The organism is Rubellimicrobium aerolatum, assembly GCF_017872975.1.
GTDB classification, from domain to species: domain Bacteria; phylum Pseudomonadota; class Alphaproteobacteria; order Rhodobacterales; family Rhodobacteraceae; genus Rubellimicrobium; species Rubellimicrobium aerolatum.
Genome location: NZ_JAGGJP010000011.1, coordinates 20,061 through 36,454, shown reverse-complemented (window position 1 = coordinate 36,454; position 16,394 = coordinate 20,061). Strand labels below are relative to the sequence as shown.

General features: G+C 70.5%; 17 protein-coding genes and 2 pseudogenes. 4 read left to right on the top strand and 15 right to left on the bottom strand.

From position 1 onward, the window contains the following. Positions 1-60: 60 nt before the first annotated feature. Together J2Z33_RS12625 and J2Z33_RS12620 are read right to left on the bottom strand one after the other, a co-directional pair. The gene (locus J2Z33_RS12625) at positions 61-1,197 is read right to left on the bottom strand and encodes a sirohydrochlorin chelatase (RefSeq protein WP_209841586.1); all 1,137 of its coding nucleotides are present in this window, start codon (positions 1,195-1,197) and stop codon (positions 61-63) included. Next, a complete protein-coding gene (locus tag J2Z33_RS12620; RefSeq protein WP_209841584.1) occupies positions 1,194-1,400 on the bottom strand; it encodes a DUF6732 family protein in 207 nt (68 codons plus the stop codon). Before J2Z33_RS12620 ends, J2Z33_RS12625 begins: the two co-directional genes overlap by 4 nt. A gap of 308 nt (positions 1,401-1,708) precedes the next feature. Here J2Z33_RS12620 and J2Z33_RS12615 point away from each other — a divergent pair, with 308 nt between their 5' ends. From J2Z33_RS12615 to cbiB, 4 genes are read left to right on the top strand one after another with little or no spacing between them, the layout of a single operon-like run. After that, positions 1,709-2,692, top strand: coding sequence for a glutathione S-transferase family protein (locus J2Z33_RS12615; RefSeq protein WP_209841582.1), 984 nt, complete (start codon positions 1,709-1,711; stop codon positions 2,690-2,692). 49 nt (positions 2,693-2,741) lie between these two features. Next, positions 2,742-3,116 (top strand): DUF1636 family protein, encoded by a 375-nt coding sequence (locus J2Z33_RS12610; RefSeq protein WP_209841580.1) that lies wholly within the window; start codon positions 2,742-2,744, stop codon positions 3,114-3,116. After that, positions 3,113-4,048 carry a threonine-phosphate decarboxylase gene (locus J2Z33_RS12605; RefSeq protein WP_209841578.1) on the top strand — a complete coding sequence of 312 codons (936 nt, stop codon included), beginning with the start codon at positions 3,113-3,115 and terminating at the stop codon, positions 4,046-4,048. The genes J2Z33_RS12610 and J2Z33_RS12605 overlap by 4 nt, the downstream gene beginning before the upstream one ends. After that, on the top strand, positions 4,045-4,932 hold the full coding sequence (cbiB, locus tag J2Z33_RS12600) for an adenosylcobinamide-phosphate synthase CbiB (protein ID WP_209841750.1): 888 nt from the start codon (positions 4,045-4,047) through the stop codon (positions 4,930-4,932). The genes J2Z33_RS12605 and cbiB overlap by 4 nt, the downstream gene beginning before the upstream one ends. Here cbiB and J2Z33_RS12595 read toward each other — a convergent pair. The 13 genes and pseudogenes from J2Z33_RS12595 to J2Z33_RS12545 form a co-directional block, all read right to left on the bottom strand. Beyond that, positions 4,929-5,921 carry an LLM class flavin-dependent oxidoreductase gene (locus tag J2Z33_RS12595; protein ID WP_209841576.1) on the bottom strand — a complete coding sequence of 331 codons (993 nt, stop codon included), beginning with the start codon at positions 5,919-5,921 and terminating at the stop codon, positions 4,929-4,931. The two genes, cbiB and J2Z33_RS12595, sit on opposite strands and share 4 nt — an antisense overlap. 214 nt (positions 5,922-6,135) lie before the next feature. Next, the gene (locus J2Z33_RS12590; protein WP_209841573.1) at positions 6,136-6,684 is read right to left on the bottom strand and encodes a hypothetical protein; all 549 of its coding nucleotides are present in this window, start codon (positions 6,682-6,684) and stop codon (positions 6,136-6,138) included. A 214-nt stretch (positions 6,685-6,898) separates the two neighbouring features. Continuing rightward, positions 6,899-7,676 (bottom strand): annotated as a pseudogene (locus J2Z33_RS12585) (ABC transporter permease); the annotation flags it as partial. Positions 7,677-7,732: 56 nt separating this feature from the next. After that, the gene (locus J2Z33_RS12580; protein ID WP_342454177.1) at positions 7,733-8,545 is read right to left on the bottom strand and encodes a sugar ABC transporter substrate-binding protein; all 813 of its coding nucleotides are present in this window, start codon (positions 8,543-8,545) and stop codon (positions 7,733-7,735) included. Continuing rightward, positions 8,542-9,239: pseudogene (locus J2Z33_RS18965) on the bottom strand (phytanoyl-CoA dioxygenase family protein). Before J2Z33_RS18965 ends, J2Z33_RS12580 begins: the two are co-directional and overlap by 4 nt. Positions 9,240-9,420: 181 nt before the next feature. Next, positions 9,421-9,666 (bottom strand): hypothetical protein, encoded by a 246-nt coding sequence (locus tag J2Z33_RS18410; RefSeq protein ID WP_245218826.1) that lies wholly within the window; start codon positions 9,664-9,666, stop codon positions 9,421-9,423. 6 nt (positions 9,667-9,672) lie between these two features. Beyond that, positions 9,673-9,828: a hypothetical protein gene (locus J2Z33_RS18405; RefSeq protein WP_245218825.1), complete on the bottom strand. Its 156-nt coding sequence runs from the start codon at positions 9,826-9,828 to the stop codon at positions 9,673-9,675. Positions 9,829-10,041: 213 nt separating this feature from the next. Next, positions 10,042-10,893, bottom strand: coding sequence for a TIM barrel protein (locus J2Z33_RS12570; protein ID WP_209841571.1), 852 nt, complete (start codon positions 10,891-10,893; stop codon positions 10,042-10,044). A 109-nt stretch (positions 10,894-11,002) separates the two neighbouring features. Next, positions 11,003-11,983 carry a Gfo/Idh/MocA family oxidoreductase gene (locus tag J2Z33_RS12565; RefSeq protein ID WP_209841569.1) on the bottom strand — a complete coding sequence of 327 codons (981 nt, stop codon included), beginning with the start codon at positions 11,981-11,983 and terminating at the stop codon, positions 11,003-11,005. Beyond that, entirely contained in the window at positions 11,980-13,098 is a 1,119-nt protein-coding gene (locus J2Z33_RS12560; protein ID WP_209841567.1) for a Gfo/Idh/MocA family protein, read from the bottom strand. Before J2Z33_RS12560 ends, J2Z33_RS12565 begins: the two co-directional genes overlap by 4 nt. Continuing rightward, positions 13,068-14,060 (bottom strand): hydroxyacid dehydrogenase, encoded by a 993-nt coding sequence (locus J2Z33_RS12555; RefSeq protein WP_209841565.1) that lies wholly within the window; start codon positions 14,058-14,060, stop codon positions 13,068-13,070. Before J2Z33_RS12555 ends, J2Z33_RS12560 begins: the two co-directional genes overlap by 31 nt. After that, positions 14,060-14,875: an HpcH/HpaI aldolase family protein gene (locus J2Z33_RS12550; protein ID WP_245218824.1), complete on the bottom strand. Its 816-nt coding sequence runs from the start codon at positions 14,873-14,875 to the stop codon at positions 14,060-14,062. The genes J2Z33_RS12555 and J2Z33_RS12550 overlap by 1 nt, the downstream gene beginning before the upstream one ends. Next, positions 14,872-16,311, bottom strand: coding sequence for an NAD-dependent succinate-semialdehyde dehydrogenase (locus tag J2Z33_RS12545; RefSeq protein WP_209841561.1), 1,440 nt, complete (start codon positions 16,309-16,311; stop codon positions 14,872-14,874). Before J2Z33_RS12545 ends, J2Z33_RS12550 begins: the two co-directional genes overlap by 4 nt. Positions 16,312-16,394: the final 83 nt, after the last annotated feature.

Genomic DNA, 16,394 nt, shown 5'->3' with positions numbered 1-16,394 from the left:
GGAGGGGGGCTCTGCCCCCCGCTTCGCTCCCCCCGGGATATTTGGAGCCAAAGAAGGGCCTCAGCGCGCCTTCAGGGTGGAGAGCACGCTCAGCGGCCCCAGGGGGTGATCCTCGTGCGGATAGCGCGGATGGTGATGGCCGTGGTCGTGCGAATGGCCGTGCCAGTGCGCCTGACCGTCGCCATGGACGTGGAAATGCCCGCCCGCCACCGGCCCGGACGGCTCCACCGCCGCGACCTTCAGCCGGCACAGCCCCGTGCAGAAGTCCTCGCAAAGCGCGCAGTCCGCCACGTTCGAGCCCGGCGCGCTCGCCCCTTGCCCCTCGACGTGATGGTGGTGGCTCTCCTGCGGGCGGCCGACCTCGGCCTCGAATCCCAGCACCTGCGTGCGATACTTGCACAGCTGGCAGTTCGGCGGCGGCACGCCCTCGACCTGCTCCATCGCGCGCTCCGCGAAGGTTCGCAGCACCTCCGGGTGCAACCCGAGGTAATCCGCCTTCACCCACTCGATCCCCGGATGCGCCGCCGCGACGCGGTCGGTGAACCCGTAAATGCGGTCCACCAGCACGCCCGAGAACAGGAAGTAGGGGAACACCACCACCCGCCGATACCCCAGCCGGGCGACGTGCGTCAGGCACGGCTCCACCAGCGGGAAGGTCACGCCGGAATAGCCGACCTCGCACCAGCCCAGCCCCAGCCCCTCCCACAGCATCCGCGCGACCTTGGACACGTTGGCGTTGGCGTCGGGGTCCGAGGCCCCCCGCCCGATCACCACGAGGCAGGTCTCGTGCAGCGGCACCGGGCCCCGCTCCGCGTCCGCCCTGACCAGCGCCTCGCGCACCCGCGCGGCGGCGGCGGCGATCATCTTGGGGTCCACGCCCAGCTCGCGCCCGTAGGAGACAGACACCCCGGACGCCGCCGCCCAGGTGGACAGCACGGTGGGGATGTCATTCTTCGCGTGCATCGCCGCGAAGAGCATCCCCGGTACCGCCAGGATGCGCGCCGCGCCCCGCGCCCTCAGCGCCTCCAGACCGTCGCGCAGCACCGGGTTCGCGAACTCCAGATACCCGTGCTCCACCAGCCAGTCGGCGGGCAGGTGCGCCGGCAGCGCGGCGGCCAGCGCGGCGAACTCCGCCACCGCCCCCGCATCGCGCGAGCCGTGGCCGCAGAGCAGGACGCCGACGCGCCCCGTGCTCACGCCCCGGCCTCGTCGTCCTTGCGCTTGGGAGCCGAACGGGCGCGCAGCTCGGTCCAGATCAGCCAGCCCGCGCCCGCGATGGCCCCGAACAGCGCCCAGGCGGCGACGTAGTGGGCGTGCCCCTCCGCCTCGGACAGGTGCCCCGGATGCGCCAGAGCGGCCGAGGGCAGGAGGAGGGCGAGGAGGAGGAGGGTCTTGCGCATGAACTGGCTCCCGGGGCCGGATGTGGGAGCGAAGCCGGCACGAGGGGGCCAAGGCCCCCGCTCGACGACGCGCGCCGGGAACCCCCGATCTGGGTCGGTCCCCCCTCGCGCCACCTGTCCGGCCCCGCAGGGCTTCGTCTCCCGCCCTCCTAGCCCGCGCACCGCGCACGCGGCAAGCGGGAAGCGGCGGGGACGGACCCCCCTGCGACATCAGCCCACGCGCTGTGCGCCCCCGCACCGGTCCTGCGCCTTTCCCCGGCTTCCCCATCGTCTAGGTCCGGCGGCGGATCAGGCAGGAGGACCGCGCGATGGGGCAGCTCGAGAATGGCCGGTGGGTCGAGGCGCCGGTGGCCCGCGTCAAGGCGGGCGCCTTCGACCGCCCCGACTCCGTGCTGCGAAACTGGGTCACGCCCGACGGCGCCCCCGGCCCCACGGGCGACGGCGGCTTCAAGGCCGAGTCGGGGCGTTACCACCTGTACGTCAGCTACGCCTGCCCCTGGGCGCACCGGACGCTGATCGTTCGGGCGCTGAAGGGGCTGGAGGACCACATCGGCGTCTCCGTCGTCCACCCGGACATGCTGGGGGACGGCTGGACCTTCGCCACCGACTTCCCGGGCGCGACCGGCGACACCCTTCACGGCCTTCCTTTCCTGCGCGACATCTACACCCGCAGCGACCCCGGCATCACCACCAAGGTCACCGTCCCCGTCCTCTGGGACCGCGAGCGGAACCGGATCGTCTCCAACGAATCCGCCGAGATCATCCGCATGATGACCTCAGCCTGGGACGGGATCATCGGCAACAGGCTCGACCTCTGGCCCCAGGACCTCCACGACGCCCTGGAGCCCGTGAACGCCCGCATCTACGACACCCTGAACAACGGCGTCTACAAGGCGGGCTTCGCGGAATCGCAGGGGGCCTACGACGCCGCCGTGCATCCCCTGTTCGACACGCTCGACTGGCTGGAGGAGCGGCTGGCCAGGCAACGCTACCTCTTGGGCGAGCGCATGACCGAGGCCGACATCCGCCTCTTCACCACGCTGATCCGCTTCGACACGGTCTACCACGGCCATTTCAAGTGCAACCGGCGCAAGCTGATCGAACACCCGAACCTCTGGGCCGCCACCCGCGACCTCCACCAGACGCCGGGCGTCGCCGCGACCGTCCGCCTCGACCACATCGCCCGGCACTACCACTACAGCCACGACCGGATTAACCCGTTCCGCATCGTCCCCATCGGCCCCGACCTCGACCTCCTCGCCCCCCATGGGCGCGAGGCGCTGGGGACCTGAGCCTCGCGCCCCTTGCCCCGCCGCCCCGGATGCGGTTCAACCCGCGCCCATGGCCACCTGGATCACCATCTGCGACACCTGCAAGCGCGAGGGCCATCCCGGCCCCGCCGAAGGGGCTGATCTCCCCGGCGCCCGCCTCGCCGCGCTGGTCGAACAGGCCGCCGAGGGCACGCCCCTCCGCACCCGCCGCATCGCCTGCTTGATGGGCTGCGACCACGGCTGCAACGTCGCCGTGCAGGCGCGGGCCAAGCTCTGCTACACCCTCGGCCGCTTCGACCCCACGCCGGAGGCGGCCCAAGCCATCGTCGCCTGGGGCCTGCTCCACGCCGAGAGCGCCTCGGGCCAGGTGCCCTACAAGCTCTGGCCCGCGCCGGTGAAGGGCCATTTCGTCACCCGCCACCCGCCGCTGCCGGAGGAAGAATGATGCGCGACCACGGCGGCGGCCTCGACGCGGCGATGGCCGTGCATGGCGGCGCGCGAGAGGACTGGCTCGACCTCTCGACCGGCATCAACCCGGTTCCCTACCCGATCCCCGACCTGCCGCCCCACGCCTGGACCGCCCTCCCCGACCGCGCGGCGACCGACGCGCTCCTCCTCGCCGCCTGCGAGGCCTGGGCCGTCCCCGACGCCGCCACGATCGTCCCCGCCTCCGGCCTCTCGGCGCTCATCGCGCGCCTGCCCCAGGCGCTGGGCGCGACCCGCGTCGCCATCCCCGGTCCCACCTACAACGAATACGCCGCGAGCTTCGCGCAGGCCGGCGCCCCCCTCGTGGACGACCCCGACGCGCCCGCCGTCCTCGTCCACCCGAACAACCCCACCGGCCGCCTCTGGACGGCCGCCGATCTCGACGCGCGCCCCCTCGCCATCATCGACGAGAGCTTCTGCGACGTGACGCCCGAGGCCACCCACGTCGCCCGCGCCGCCCGCCCCGGCGCGGTGATCCTCAAGAGCTTCGGTAAGTTCTGGGGCCTCGGCGGGTTGCGCCTGGGCTTTGCCATCCTCGCCCCCGGCCCCGTCGCGGACTGCTTGCGCGACTCTCTCGGCCCCTGGCCCGTCTCCGGCCCCGCGCTCGCCATCGGGGCCGAGGCGCTGGGGAACCCTGTCTGGGCCGAGGCCACGCGCCAGCGCCTCTCGGCCGACGCCCGCCGCCTCGACGCGCTCCTGACCGGACATGGCGCGACCGTCGCGGGCGGCACCACGCTCTTCCGCCTCTACGAGGTGGACGACGCCGCCATTTGGGCCGCCCGCCTCGCGAAGCACCGCATCCTCGCCCGCACCTTCCCCTATTCCCGCACTTGGCTCCGCCTGGGCCTCCCCGCCCCCGACCGCTGGGCGCAACTGGAAGCCGCGCTCTGACCCTCGTCCTCGTCCTCCTCCTCGACGCGGCCTTCGGCGAGCCCCGCGCCCTCTGGGACCGCTATCCGCATCCCGCCGTCCTCATGGGCCGCGCCGTCGCCTGGACCGACCGCCGGCTCAACGACCGCACCCGAGCGCGCGGGGTCCTCGCCGTCCTCCTCCTCAGCGGCGGGGCGATCCTCCTCGGCCTCGCGCTCCAGGTTCTCCCCGGTCCGATAGCCGAAGTCCTCGTCGGCGCGATCCTCCTCGCCCAACGATCGCTCGCCGACCACGTCCGGGCCGTCGCCCAGGCCCTCCGCCTCTCGATCCCCGAAGGCCGCCGCGCCGTGGCGATGATCGTCGGCCGCGACACGGCGGCGATGGACGAGCCCGCCATCGCCCGCGCCGCCATCGAATCGGCCGCCGAGAACTTCTCCGACGGCGTCGTCGCCCCGGCCTTCTGGTTCGCCTTGGGGGGCCTCCCCGGCCTCCTCCTCTACAAGGTGGTCAACACCGCCGACAGCATGATCGGCCACCGCACGCCCCGCCACGAGGCCTTCGGCTGGGCCTCAGCCCGCCTCGACGACCTCCTGAACCTGATCCCCGCGCGCCTGTCCGCGCTGCTGATCTGGCTCACCCGCCCGCACGGCGGCTGGCGCGAGATCATCTCCGACGCTCGCCTCCACCGCTCCCCCAATGCCGGCTGGCCCGAGGCGGCCATGGCCCGCGTCCTGAACGTCGCCCTCTCCGGCCCCCGGTCCTACCACGGCGAGAGCCGCGACTATCCCTGGGTCCACCCCCACGGCCGCAAGGCCATCGGCCCGGCCGAGATCGACGCCGCCACCTGCACCCTCTGGCGCGCCTGGGCGATCCTGCTGGGGCTGGCCCTACTCCTCGCGTTTTAGGCGGCGGCCCGCATCTCCCCCGCCGCCCCCGCGACGATCCGCAGCGACTCGAGCCGCGCCTCCAGGTCGAAGATCATCCCCGCGACGATGATCTCGTCCGGCCGCAGCGTCGTCCGCACCTCCTCTAGCTTGCGCCTCACCGTCTCCGCGCTTCCCACCGCCGAGAAGGCCATCGCCTGCTCCGCCCCCCGCAGCGCCTCGGCGGGCAGGTCGTCCACCGGCCCCGGCGGCGGCAGCGTCCCTGCCTCCCCGGTCCGCAGACGCGCGAAGGCCCGGACCTGCGAGGTCCGCAGATGCCGCGCCTCCTCGTCCGTCGCCGCCGCGCAGACGCCCATCGCGACCATCGCGTGCGGCTTCTCCAGCCACTTCGACGGCCGGAAGGTGGCCCGGTAGATCTCCAGCGCCTGCTCCAGATACGTCGGTGCGAAATGCGAGGCGAAGGCGTAGGGCAGTCCCAGATAGGCCGCCAGTTGCGCCCCATACAGCGACGAGCCCAGAATCCACACCGGCACCTCGGTCCCGGCGCCGGGCACCGCCCGCACCCGCGCGTGCCCGCCCTCCTTGGACAGATACCCGATCAGCTCCACCACGTCGCGCGGGAAGCCGTCCTCGTCCCCGTCCAGATGCCGCCGCAGCGCCCGCATGGTCAGCCCATCCGTCCCCGGCGCCCGCCCGAGCCCGAGGTCGATCCGTCCCGGAAACAGCGTGGCGAGCGTCCCGAACTGCTCGGCCACCACCAGCGGCGAATGGTTCGGCAGCATGATCCCGCCCGCCCCGACACGGATCGTATCGGTGTGCGCCGCGACGTGCTGGATCGCCAGCGGCGTCGCCGACGAGGCGATCCCCGGCATGTTGTGATGCTCGGCCAGCCAGAAGCGCCGGAATCCCAGCCGCTCCGCCTCTTGCGCCAAGGCCACGGATTCCCGCAGCGCCTGGGCGGCGTCGCCGCCCTCCACGATCGGGCAAAGGTCGAGGACGGACAGTTCCATGGGCGCGCTCCGGGGCGGGTTCATCGGGTCCAACGGAGATGGGGACGGACGGGTCCGAGGTCCACCCCATGTCATCCGTCGCAGGGGGGCGCTGCCCCCCGCGCTGGCGCGCTCCCCCCGGGATATTTGGCGCCAAAGCATGGCGAGAAGCAGGAGGAGCGGCATGCGTCGCAGCCTCGCAGGGCGGGGGTCACCCCGCCGCGCCCGCCCGCCGTCAGGCCAGCAGCCCCCGACCCCACCGATCCCAAGCCGCCGGCCCCGCGACCACCGCCAGCGCCACCAGCGCCGACAGCACCGACCTCTCGCGCACCAGCCCATAGCCCAGCGCCGCCACGACGCCCACGCCGAGCGCGAGGCCCCGCGCGCCCGGCGGCAGCACCGCGAGCGCGAGCCACGACGCCCCCAGCGCATTCACCAACAGCCAGAGATGGCTCCAGCGCCCCAGGCTCACTTGGAAGGGCTCGGGCAGCCAGACCTGCCCGAAGCCCCGCGCCGGCGACAGAAGGTCCGCCGCGAAATGCACCGCCACCCCCAGCGCCACGCCCGCCACCGCCGCCGGGCCGAGCGCCGGCAGAAACCACAGCACCAGAAGCGGGAACAGCACCGAATGCGTCAGGATCGACCGATGGTGCAGCAGCCGCAGCATCAGGAGGTCCACGTCCGGCGCCGCCAGTGCCAGCGCCGTGGCCCCCGCGAGCACCGCCGCCTGCCCCGGCCCGGTCAGCGCAAGCCGCCCTAGCGCCTCCAGCATCGCATCACCCACGCTCGTCTCCCGGTTCGCGTGCCGGATCGGCCACGGCCAAGCCGTTGCGCAAATCCCCGGCCCACTGTTCGATGCCATCAACTGTGGCAGCGGGGAAAGAACCAGCCTTTCCGGGGAAGTTGAAGCTCATGTTACGGGAAGAGTTTGTCATCGCCATGGTTCTACTGATGGCCTGAAGGTAGAAGGCCTTGTCACGTGTTACCTATCGTCCCATGACCGGCACGCCGACGTAGAGCGCGGCCTGCGCGTCGCCGCCGGCGGCGAAGATCCAGTTGCCGAACCTGGTCCGCGTCAGCAGCCAGTGCCCGAAGATCACCAGCCCGAGGGCCCAGACCACCAGCAGGAACGCCGTCCACGATTGGCTGGCCCGCGCGGCTCCCCCGCGAGAAGGTGGCGATCCAGCCGCTGTCCGCCATCCACTGGAAGAGCCCGGTCAGAGCCTTGCCGCCGAATACCGGCGCCAGCCAATCGCCCTCGGCCCGCTCGGACACGCCGCCGATGATGGTCTGGCGGGTGAAGAAGACCGATCCCCAGATGGTCAGCCCGCGCAGGATGAACAGGAAGGCGAGCGTGACGATGAACGACGGCAGCCCGGTGCGGACCACCAGCCAGCCGTTCAGCGCGCCGATGGCCATGCAGACGGCGAAGGTGAACAGGATCCCCACCCAGAGCGGCCAGCCCGGGTGCACCGACAGGATCGCCATGACCGCGCCCGAGAAGCCGATCATCGAGCCCACTGACAGGTCGAACTCGCCCGCAATCATCAGCAGGCAGGCGCCCACGGCGATGATCATGAGCTGCGCCGAGACCACGGTCCAGTTCAGCACCTCCTCGGCCGCGAACATCCCCGAGTCCCCGGCGATGGCGCCGAACAGGAGGAAGACGAGGATGGTGCCGCAGATCCCGCCCAGCTCGGGCCGGCTGAGGGCGCACCGCCAAGGCGGGACCGCCTTGATGCGTTCGTCGGGCGCAGCCTTGGCCGCGTCGGTCATGAGGTCATTCCCATGAGCAAGGACGGCCGGGGGAGGCTCCCCCGGCCGGGATCGGATCAGCGGAACTCGCCGGCCAGCGCCTCGACCTGCTCGATGGTCTCGCTGGTCACGAAGCCGGGGCCGGTGAAGATCGAGTTGGCGGGCGCCACACCGTAGCGGACGTAGGAGGTCAGCACCTGAATCGGGACGGAGCCTTGCAGGAACGGCTGCTGGTCGATGACGAAGTCCACCGTGCCGTCCTTGATCGCCGCCGAGATCTCGGCCGAGAGATCAAAGGTCCCGAAGTAGAGCTCGCCGTCGAGGCCCATCTCCTTGACCGCGCGGATCGTCGGCTCGGCCGAGTTCGGGCCGAGCGTCAGGACCGCGCCGGTGTCAGGGGTGGCGGTCAGGTAGGCCATCACCTTGTTCTGCACCTCGGACGGATCGATCCCGGAGTCGATCATCTGGTTCCCCAGCTCCACGCCGATCCCGTCGGCGAAGCCCCGGCACCGCTCGACCGAGACCGGGTTGCTGATGATGTGGTTCATGCAGAGGAAGGACGTGATGCCCTCCGCCTTCGCGCGCTCGCCGGCGCCCAAACCCGCCTCGTATTCGGGCTGGCCCACGTGCAGCAGCGCGCCCAGGTTCCTGCTCTCTTCCACGATGCCCGAGTTCACCGTCACGACCGGGATGCCCTTGGCGACGGTGTCGGCGATCGGGCCTTCCAGCACGTTGTAGTCGGCAATGGTGACAATGATGCCGTCCACGCCGGCGGCCGAGGCCTGCTGGACGATCCGCGCCATGTCAGCAAGGTCGCCGGTCGGCGGGTTGCGGTATTCGGTCGTGACGCCAAGCTGCTCGTTGGTGACCTCGATGGCGTTCTTGATCACGTTGAACCAGCTATCGCTGTCGGGACCGTGGCTGATCCAGACAAACTGCTCGCCCTCGGCGCGCCGCGCCCGTCAGCGCGGCCGTCGTCAGGACCGCGGCTAGAGCCGATCTCAGGATGGCTCTCATGATTTGCACTCCTCCCCTGTTCTTGTGCCGTGGTCGTTCGCCGGGACCTTGGCGGCCCTCGTGTCGCGGCCCAGGGCCGGCGCTTGGCCGCCCGCGCCGCGTCGAGCCGCGCCTGTTCACAGCCTTCCGCCACCGCCCGCGCCAAGAGATCCTGCTGGGTTTCCGGCGCAAGCCCCCCGATCGGCGGATCGGTGTCAAGGTTGGTGGGGAACGGATGGCCGTCCGCCGTGGCGGCGCTCTCCGCGCGCCGCCCCTCGGGCGAGAGCGCGGCCAGATGCGGATGGACCGCTCGCGACATGGCGGTGCGGTCTATGCTTTCCATGTGGCGCGCGAAGGCCGAGGCGGTCTGGATGAGGTTCACCATCCGCACCACGTCCTCCGTCCGGTTCTCGCCCGCCGCGTGGAACAGCGCCGGCGAGAAGAAGATCGCGTCCCCTTCTCCAGCGGCAGCTGGATGCAACGCGCCTCGAAATGGTCGCGGAACTCGGGCCGGGTTGCGGCGACGTAGCCCGGCAGGTAGCGCTGCGAATGCGGCAGGAGCTTGGTCGTCCCGCTCTCCACCGGCATGTCGCAATGCGCGACGCTGCCCTGGAGGATCAGCGTCGGCCCCATCGCGTGGATGTGCTCGGGATATTCGGCCATCTGCGGGGGCGACATGAAACCGAGGTGAGTCGTGGTGCGGCGCCTGCGCCTTGCCGTCCAGCCGCACCTGGTTCACCTGCGTCGCCATCTGGTAGCCCGGCCCGAGCTAGGCCCGGCAGGCGAGGTCGAACACCGGGTTCGCCATGTAGCGCGCATAGACCGCCGGATCGTGCAGGCAGAGCTTCTGGAGGCTGCTCCAGATGCGGTCGTTCGCCCCGGCCTCGGCGAAGTGGTCCCCCGCCGCCCGCTCCTGGGCGATGATGGCGCGGAAGGCCTCGGAGGCGGCGTCGATGGCCCCGAGGTCCGTGAAGGCGCGCCTGATGGCGAAGACGCCCGGCCCCCGACCGATCACGCCTGTCTACTCGGGCGCGATCGACTCAGTAATGCCCGCCCCGTCGTAGATCGGGATATTCTTCTCAATGTCGACCGCCGACGGACACTGCTCGCGCGTGGTCGCCGCCTCAGCCTGAGCGCGGAACTTCTCAAAGTCCAGCCCAGCCACGAAATCCTTCATCGATGCCTCCCATCGTGTCATGATGCACTCTCATATGGCTGCGGAGCACGCTTTGGTCACAGCTCCGCTCCATCGAGCGGTGGTTCGCAGAAAAAATTGCATAATTCATCACTCTGTCAAAAATTACTTCTGGCACACCGTAGGGTCAACGACTCTGTTGAGCTGAGCAGCAAGAGCCTCGGCGGTCTGTCTCGTACCATTCGCTTGGCGCCCCTAAGCACCGGCCCGCTGCATGGACGTCCCTTCCGCACCAACTGCCGCATTCAGGTAGGCAAAGCTGGCCTGCAGGCGCGTCCCGAGCGAGGGATCTTGCTGGATACGGGGGCTGAACGGCTCCATGGAAACATAACCCTTGAAGCCCGCTGATGCCAATGCACGCAACTGGACCACGTTTCCCACTCGGTCATCGACAAAAACCAGTTCCCGGTCCGGCTCACTCAGTTCGCCGGGCGTCAGGTCGCTTCGTGAGATGCCGGACACATGGACCAGCCCGACATGCTGCGGGACGGTTCGGTCGTCGCCGCAGCGGAAGTACTGGAACGTGTCGTAGCAGAGCGCGAAATTGTCCCAGCCGTCGATGTCGGCCACTGCCTCGACGGCCTTGGCCTGCCGCATGAGGGTCGAGCCCCTCATGCCCAGGGGCTCGACATAGCCCGTAACGCCTTGGTCAGCTAATATCGGACGCAGGCCCCGCAACGCGTCGCGCAGATTGCGTTCCAGTTCCGCCTCCAACCAGCCATGCGCTTCATCGATGACCGGGCACATGACGAGTCCCGGCGCCCCCAACTTGGCAGCATACGCGATCAGGGCTCGAGCCTCTGCTTCGCGCTCGGACGTCCAATCGTTGAACCGTTGCAGGGCGTTGACGGACGCGACCTTGAGCCCCGCATCGTCGAGGCGACGGCGCAAATCGGCGGCCGGGGTTCCATCCATGAACTCCTGCCCGGCCACGTCGTTGCGGATCTCGACAGCCGAGACGGCAGCGCCTCGGGCCAGCGCGATGAACTCGCCAAGCGGCAGGTGGGGGGCACAAGTGCGGTTCATGGCGAAGGTGAGCGATGGCATGGAAGTCTCCTAGGGAAGCAGATGAGGCAGACGGGACGGCTGCCTTGAGAGTTTCAGGTGTCGGGTTGAGCCCTGCCTAGGCGAGGTGGGGTCTTAGCGGACCGTGTTCCTATCTTGCGGCTTCATAGAGGGCAGGAATCGGAGGCAGCGTGACCTGCACCTCGCAGCCGTCGAGCCCTTGCGCCACCTGCTCGGCGACAGCGGTGGCGCAGTAGCCGTCCCAGGCGGAGGCGCCGACCGGGATGCCACTGCTGACGGACCGGACCCAGGCCTGCATCTGGTCGCGGTAGGCCTGCGCGAAGCGGGGCACCCAGTTGTCCGGGTAGGCCGAGGCGTGGCGGAGGGCGGAGTTGACAGCTGTCAACTCGGGCTGGGCCATGGAGATGGTGCCCTCGCGACACACCAGCTCGGCGTGGACGTGGTAGCCGTAGCGAGCGTTGATGTTGACCTCGGTCGAGACGAGCTCGCCCCGGTCGGTGGTCAGGGCGATGAGGAGCGGCTCGCCGCCCGGCCCCGCGTGAACGCGAGCCGCCACCATCTCGGAGCCCAGGAGCCAGCGGCTGACGTCGATCTCGTGGACGAAGGAGTTGGTGATCGGCATGGGGCCGGCGAACCAGTCGGGCGCGGAGGGGTTGCGGTGGACGTTGTGCAGCAGGACGGGCGTGCCGATGTCACCCGTGTCCGCCACGGACTTCATCTCCAGGTAGGCGGCGTCGAAGCGGCGCATGTAGCCCACCGTCACGAGGCGGCGGCCTCGCGCGGCCTCGGCCTCCAACACGCGCCAACCCTCGGCGGCCGTGGCGGCGATGGGCTTCTCCAGCAGCACGGGCTTGCCGGCGGCCAGGCAGGCCAGCGCCAGGGGGGCATGGGTGGCGTCGGGGGAGGCCACGACCACCGCCTCCACCTGCGGGTCGGCGATGAGGGCGAGAGGGTCGGAATGGACTCGCGCGCCCTCGGCGGCTTGCGCCGCCCGTTGGGGATCGGTGTCGCAGACGGCTGCGAGGCGGGCGTGCCCCGTCCCTTCGCGCAGAAGACGGGCATGGAAGGCGCCCATGACCCCCGCGCCGATGATCCCGACCGCGAGGCTCATGCCACGTCCACCCAGGCCTGCGCCTTCGAGGAGGCATGGACGGCCTCGACAAGGGACTGGACGCGCCAGCCCTGGCGGAAGCCGAAAGGCTCGGGCCCCTGCCCCGCCAGCGCGTCGAGGAAGCCCGCGACCTCGATGGCCTTGAGGTCGTTGAAGCCGATCTGGTGGCCCGGCGCCACGCAGAAGCGGCCATAGGGCGGGTGGTCGGGCGCGGCCTCTATGCGGCGGAAGCCGCGGCGGCCCGGCGCGTCATCGGCCGAGTAGACGTGCAGCTCGTTGAACCGCTCCTGCGTGAACAGGAGCGCGCCCCGGGTGCCGTAGACCTCGAAATCGTGCTGCATCTTGCGGCCCATCGCGACCCAGGAGGCCTCGATGCTGCCCGACGCGCCACCCGCGAAGCGCACGAAGGCGCGGCCCAAGTCATCCACCTCGACAGGGCGGCGGCCGCCCGTGCCGTCGGGGCGATCGGGGATGACCGTCACCGTGTCGCCCAGCAGCCGCGTGATCGGCCCGAGAAGGAACTCGGCCGTGGCGAGGGCATGGCTGCCAATGTCGGCGAAGGCGCCGCCGCCCTGGGGGTCGTGGCGGAAGGACCACGGCGAGGTGGCGTCGGCCATGTAGTCCTCGGCGTGCACGCCCCGGTAGCTCACGATCTGGCCCAGTTCGCCCCCCGCGATCATGTCGCGGGCCAGCCGCAGCATGGGGTTGCAGAGATAGTTGAAGCCCACCTGGGTCTTGACGCCCGCCGCCTCGGCGGCCTCGGTCATCTCCTGGGCGTCGCGCGCGCGAGGGGCCAAGGGCTTCTCGCAGTACACGTGCTTGCCAGCCGCGATAGCGGCGAGCGCCATCTCCTTGTGGAGCGCGTTGGGGACGGTGATGTTCACCACATCGATCTCCGGGGAGGCGACCATCGCGCGCCAGTCGGCGGTGGAGTTCGCGAAGCCCAGCTCGCGCGCAGCGCGGGCGGCCAGATCGGGCGTGGCGTCGGCCAGCGTGTGCAGCTCCACGGCAAAGGGCAGGTCGAAGACCTTGGCGGCCGCGCCGTAGCCGAAGGCGTGCGCCTTGCCCATGAAGCCCGAGCCGATCAGGCCGACGCGGAGGGGAGAACGTGACATGCGAGTGCGTCCTTGTTGACGAGAAGGGCCGGGTCGAGCCGGCCGTCGAGGTAGTCGAGGGCGTTTCGGACGGAGGCCACGGCCATGCGCTCGGCGGCGTCGGCCGTTAGTCCGGCGATGTGCGGCGAGAGAAGCACCTGCTCGAAAGCGAGGAGCGGGTGGTCGGGATTTGGCGGCTCATCGTCGAAGACGTCGAGGCCGGCCGCGCCTACACGTCCCGAGGCGAGGGCGTCAGCTAGCGCCCCTTCGTCCACCACGCCGCCACGAGCCGTGTTGACCAGAATCGCCCCGGGCTGGAGCAGCGACAGTTCTGCCACATCGAGAAGAGGGCGCTCGCCTTTCGGCGCATGGACAGAGACCGCATCGGCCCAGGCCAAACCCTCCGAAAGCGAGCTTACAGGGGCCGTCGTGTCCCCATCCGGCCAGCCTTGCGCCGCCAAGAACGGATCGAAGGCCCGCACCTCCATCCCGAAGCCCCGGGCCATGCGCGCCAGGTGCCGCCCGATGCGGCCATAGCCCAGGATCAGAAGCCTGCGGCCGGAGATCTCGGAAGCCTCGAGTTGGTTGCGCCAGCCCCAACGCGCGGGGTTGCGCACGGCGCGGTCAGCCGCCACCGCCCTCTTGGCGCAGGCGAGAAGCATCATCATCGCGTGCTCGGCCACCGAGACGGAGTTGACGTCGCCGACGACGGCCAGCGCGATGCCGCGGGCGTCGAGGGACTTGATGTCCACGGCGTCATAGCCCACGCCGTGGCGGGAGACGACCTTCAGGCGCCCGGCTCGCGCCACGGTGGCGGCCGACAGGGGCTGGGTGCGCAGCACCAGCGCATCGGCCCTGTCGATCAGCGGGGCATAAGAAGTCTCGGAGACCTCCTCGACATAGTCGTAGGTCAGCCCCGGCGTAGCCTTGAGGACCCCAAGGCCCGCAGGGTGCAGCTTTCCGGCGATGAGCAGATGCGGCATCAGTAGCCTCCCTCAGCAGCGACCGCGACTGGCTTTTCCCCCTGCGCTGCCAATTCTCGGAACTTCGCCACGGAGGCGCTGGCCGCGGCCGCGAGGAGGCGCGAGTCGCCCGAGACGGTCACGAGGTCGAAGCCCCAGCCCACGGCGCGGGCGGCGTAGTCGGGCGTCCCGCAGTGGAGGCAGGCTTTGATGCCGTGGCGGTGAGCGGCGGCCAGGACCTCCTTGATGGCGTCGATCATCTCGGGCTCCTCGCGATCGAAGCCCGGCGAGAGACGGCCGTCGCTCAGGCCGAGGGCGAGGTCGGCCGGTCCGACGTAGAGGCCGTCGAGGCCGGGGGTGGCCGCGATCGCATCGAGGTTCGCCATCGACTCGGACGTCTCGATCTGCGCGAAGCCGAGGACGAGGTCGTTGGCGTCGCGCGCATAGGCGGCCAGCCCATGGGCCACCCCCACCCGCGTGGGCCCGAAGCTGCGCTGCCCGCGTGGAGGGTAGCGCAGGAAGCTCACGAACTCTGCTGCCTCTTCGGCCGTGTTCACCATCGGGCAGACGATCCCCAGGGCGCCCGCGTCGAGGAGCTTCATGATGATGCCGGGCTCGCGCCAGGGCGCGCGCGCCATGGGGACCACCCCGGAGGCGCGCATCGCTTGCAGCATCGGTAAGGCCGAGGAGTAGTCCAGCGCCCCGTGCTGCACGTCGATGGTGACGCTGTCGTAGCCTTGGGCAGCCATGATCTCGGCCGTGAAGGCGTTGCCGATGGACAGCCAGCCGTTGAGGACTGGCTTGCCTTGGGCCCAGAGGTCGCGGAGCTGGGTCATAGCCACACCATCTGCGCGAGCTTGGTGTCGAGATAGGCGTCGATCCCCTCGGGACCGCCCTCGCGGCCCAGGCCCGAGAAGGCCGTCCCGCCGAAGGGGGCCTCGGCCGCCGCCATGGCGAAGCTGTTGATGCCGACCATCCCGGCCTTGAGCTCGGCCACCGTGCGACGTGCCCGTTGCGGCGAGCGGGTGAAGGCGTAGGCGGACAGGCCCATGTCGGTGGAATTGGCGCGGCTCAGGGCCTCGTCGTCGCTGGTGAAGCGCGTGATCGCGGCGATGGGGCCGAAGTTCTCCTCGGCCATCACGCGCATATCGTCGGTGACGTCGGTCAGCACCGTGGGCTCGTGGAAATGGCCGGCGTTGAAGCCGGACGCGCGCTTGCCTCCGGAGGCGAGCGTCGCGCCCGCCTTGATGGCGTCGGCGACGATGCCCTCGATCTCCTCGAGCCGCCTCCGCGAGATAAGCGGACCCATCTGCGTCGTCGGATCGAGCCCGTCGCCGACCTTGAGGGCCTGCGCGCGTGCGACGAAGCCCTCGACGAAGGCGTCGTGCAAGGACTCGTGGACGTAGAAGCGGTCCGCCGTCACGCAGACCTGGCCGGCGTTTGCGAACTTGGTCGGGACCGAGACGTTCAGCGCCAAATCCAGGTCTGCGTCGTCATAGATGATCAACGGCGCGTTGCCGCCAAGCTCCATCGACACCTTTTTCACCGTCGCGGCGGCGTCGCGGATCATCTGCTGGCCCACGCGGGTCGAGCCGGTGAGCGAGACCTTGCGCACCCGCTTGTCGGCCATCAAGGGCGCGTAGGTCGCATCGGTCGGGCCGACGAGGAGCTGGACGACCCCGGCAGGCAGGTTCCCCGCCCGACAGCAGTCCACCATCAGCATCGCGACGCCTGGCGTCTGGCTGGACGGCCGGACGATCGTGGCGCAGCCCGCCGCCAGCGCGGGGGCCACCTTGCGGGCCACCAGCGCCGCCGGGAAATTCCAGGCCGTGAAGGCCGCGCAGACCCCCACGGGCTCGCTCGTGATCTCGAAGCGTCCGCCGAGGACGCGGCTTTCCACGATCCGGCCGGAAATGCGACGGGCCTCCTCGGCGTACCAACGGAACTGGTCGATCGACAGACCCCACTCCCGCTCGGCCTGCGCGAGGGGCTTGCCGGTCTCGGAGGAGATCATACGTGCCGCTTCGTCCCTGCGCCGGGTCATCTCGTCAGCGATGCGGTGCAGCGCATCGGCGCGGGCGAAGTTGCCCAGGGCCCGCCAGACCGCAAGCCCCCGCTCGGCGGCGTCGATGGCTTCGGCCGTGTCGGCCGCGGTCGCCAACGGAACCTTGCCGAGGGGCTGGTCGGTCACCGGACTCAGGACCGGCGCCGAGGCGCCGTTCGATGCGGCGCGCCAAGCGCCATCGAGGAACAGCCCATAGGACTGATACATGAGATCACCCGATCTGATTGAGGTGGGGGGCACGCGTTCCGGCAGCCGGTTTCAGCGCGGCGTCAGTTGGCATCCCGAGGCGG

Coding starts and splice junctions, on each gene's coding strand:
- J2Z33_RS12620 (WP_209841584.1), bottom strand. CDS start 1,400: ATGCGCAAGACCCTCCTCCTCCTCGCCCTCCTCCTGCCCTCGGCCGCT.
- J2Z33_RS12615 (WP_209841582.1), top strand. CDS start 1,709: ATGGGGCAGCTCGAGAATGGCCGGTGGGTCGAGGCGCCGGTGGCCCGC.
- J2Z33_RS12610 (WP_209841580.1), top strand. CDS start 2,742: ATGGCCACCTGGATCACCATCTGCGACACCTGCAAGCGCGAGGGCCAT.
- J2Z33_RS12605 (WP_209841578.1), top strand. CDS start 3,113: ATGATGCGCGACCACGGCGGCGGCCTCGACGCGGCGATGGCCGTGCAT.
- J2Z33_RS12595 (WP_209841576.1), bottom strand. CDS start 5,921: ATGGAACTGTCCGTCCTCGACCTTTGCCCGATCGTGGAGGGCGGCGAC.
- J2Z33_RS18405 (WP_245218825.1), bottom strand. CDS start 9,828: ATGAAGGATTTCGTGGCTGGGCTGGACTTTGAGAAGTTCCGCGCTCAG.
- J2Z33_RS12570 (WP_209841571.1), bottom strand. CDS start 10,893: ATGCCATCGCTCACCTTCGCCATGAACCGCACTTGTGCCCCCCACCTG.
- J2Z33_RS12565 (WP_209841569.1), bottom strand. CDS start 11,983: ATGAGCCTCGCGGTCGGGATCATCGGCGCGGGGGTCATGGGCGCCTTC.
- J2Z33_RS12560 (WP_209841567.1), bottom strand. CDS start 13,098: ATGTCACGTTCTCCCCTCCGCGTCGGCCTGATCGGCTCGGGCTTCATG.
- J2Z33_RS12555 (WP_209841565.1), bottom strand. CDS start 14,060: ATGCCGCATCTGCTCATCGCCGGAAAGCTGCACCCTGCGGGCCTTGGG.
- J2Z33_RS12550 (WP_245218824.1), bottom strand. CDS start 14,875: ATGACCCAGCTCCGCGACCTCTGGGCCCAAGGCAAGCCAGTCCTCAAC.
- J2Z33_RS12545 (WP_209841561.1), bottom strand. CDS start 16,311: ATGTATCAGTCCTATGGGCTGTTCCTCGATGGCGCTTGGCGCGCCGCA.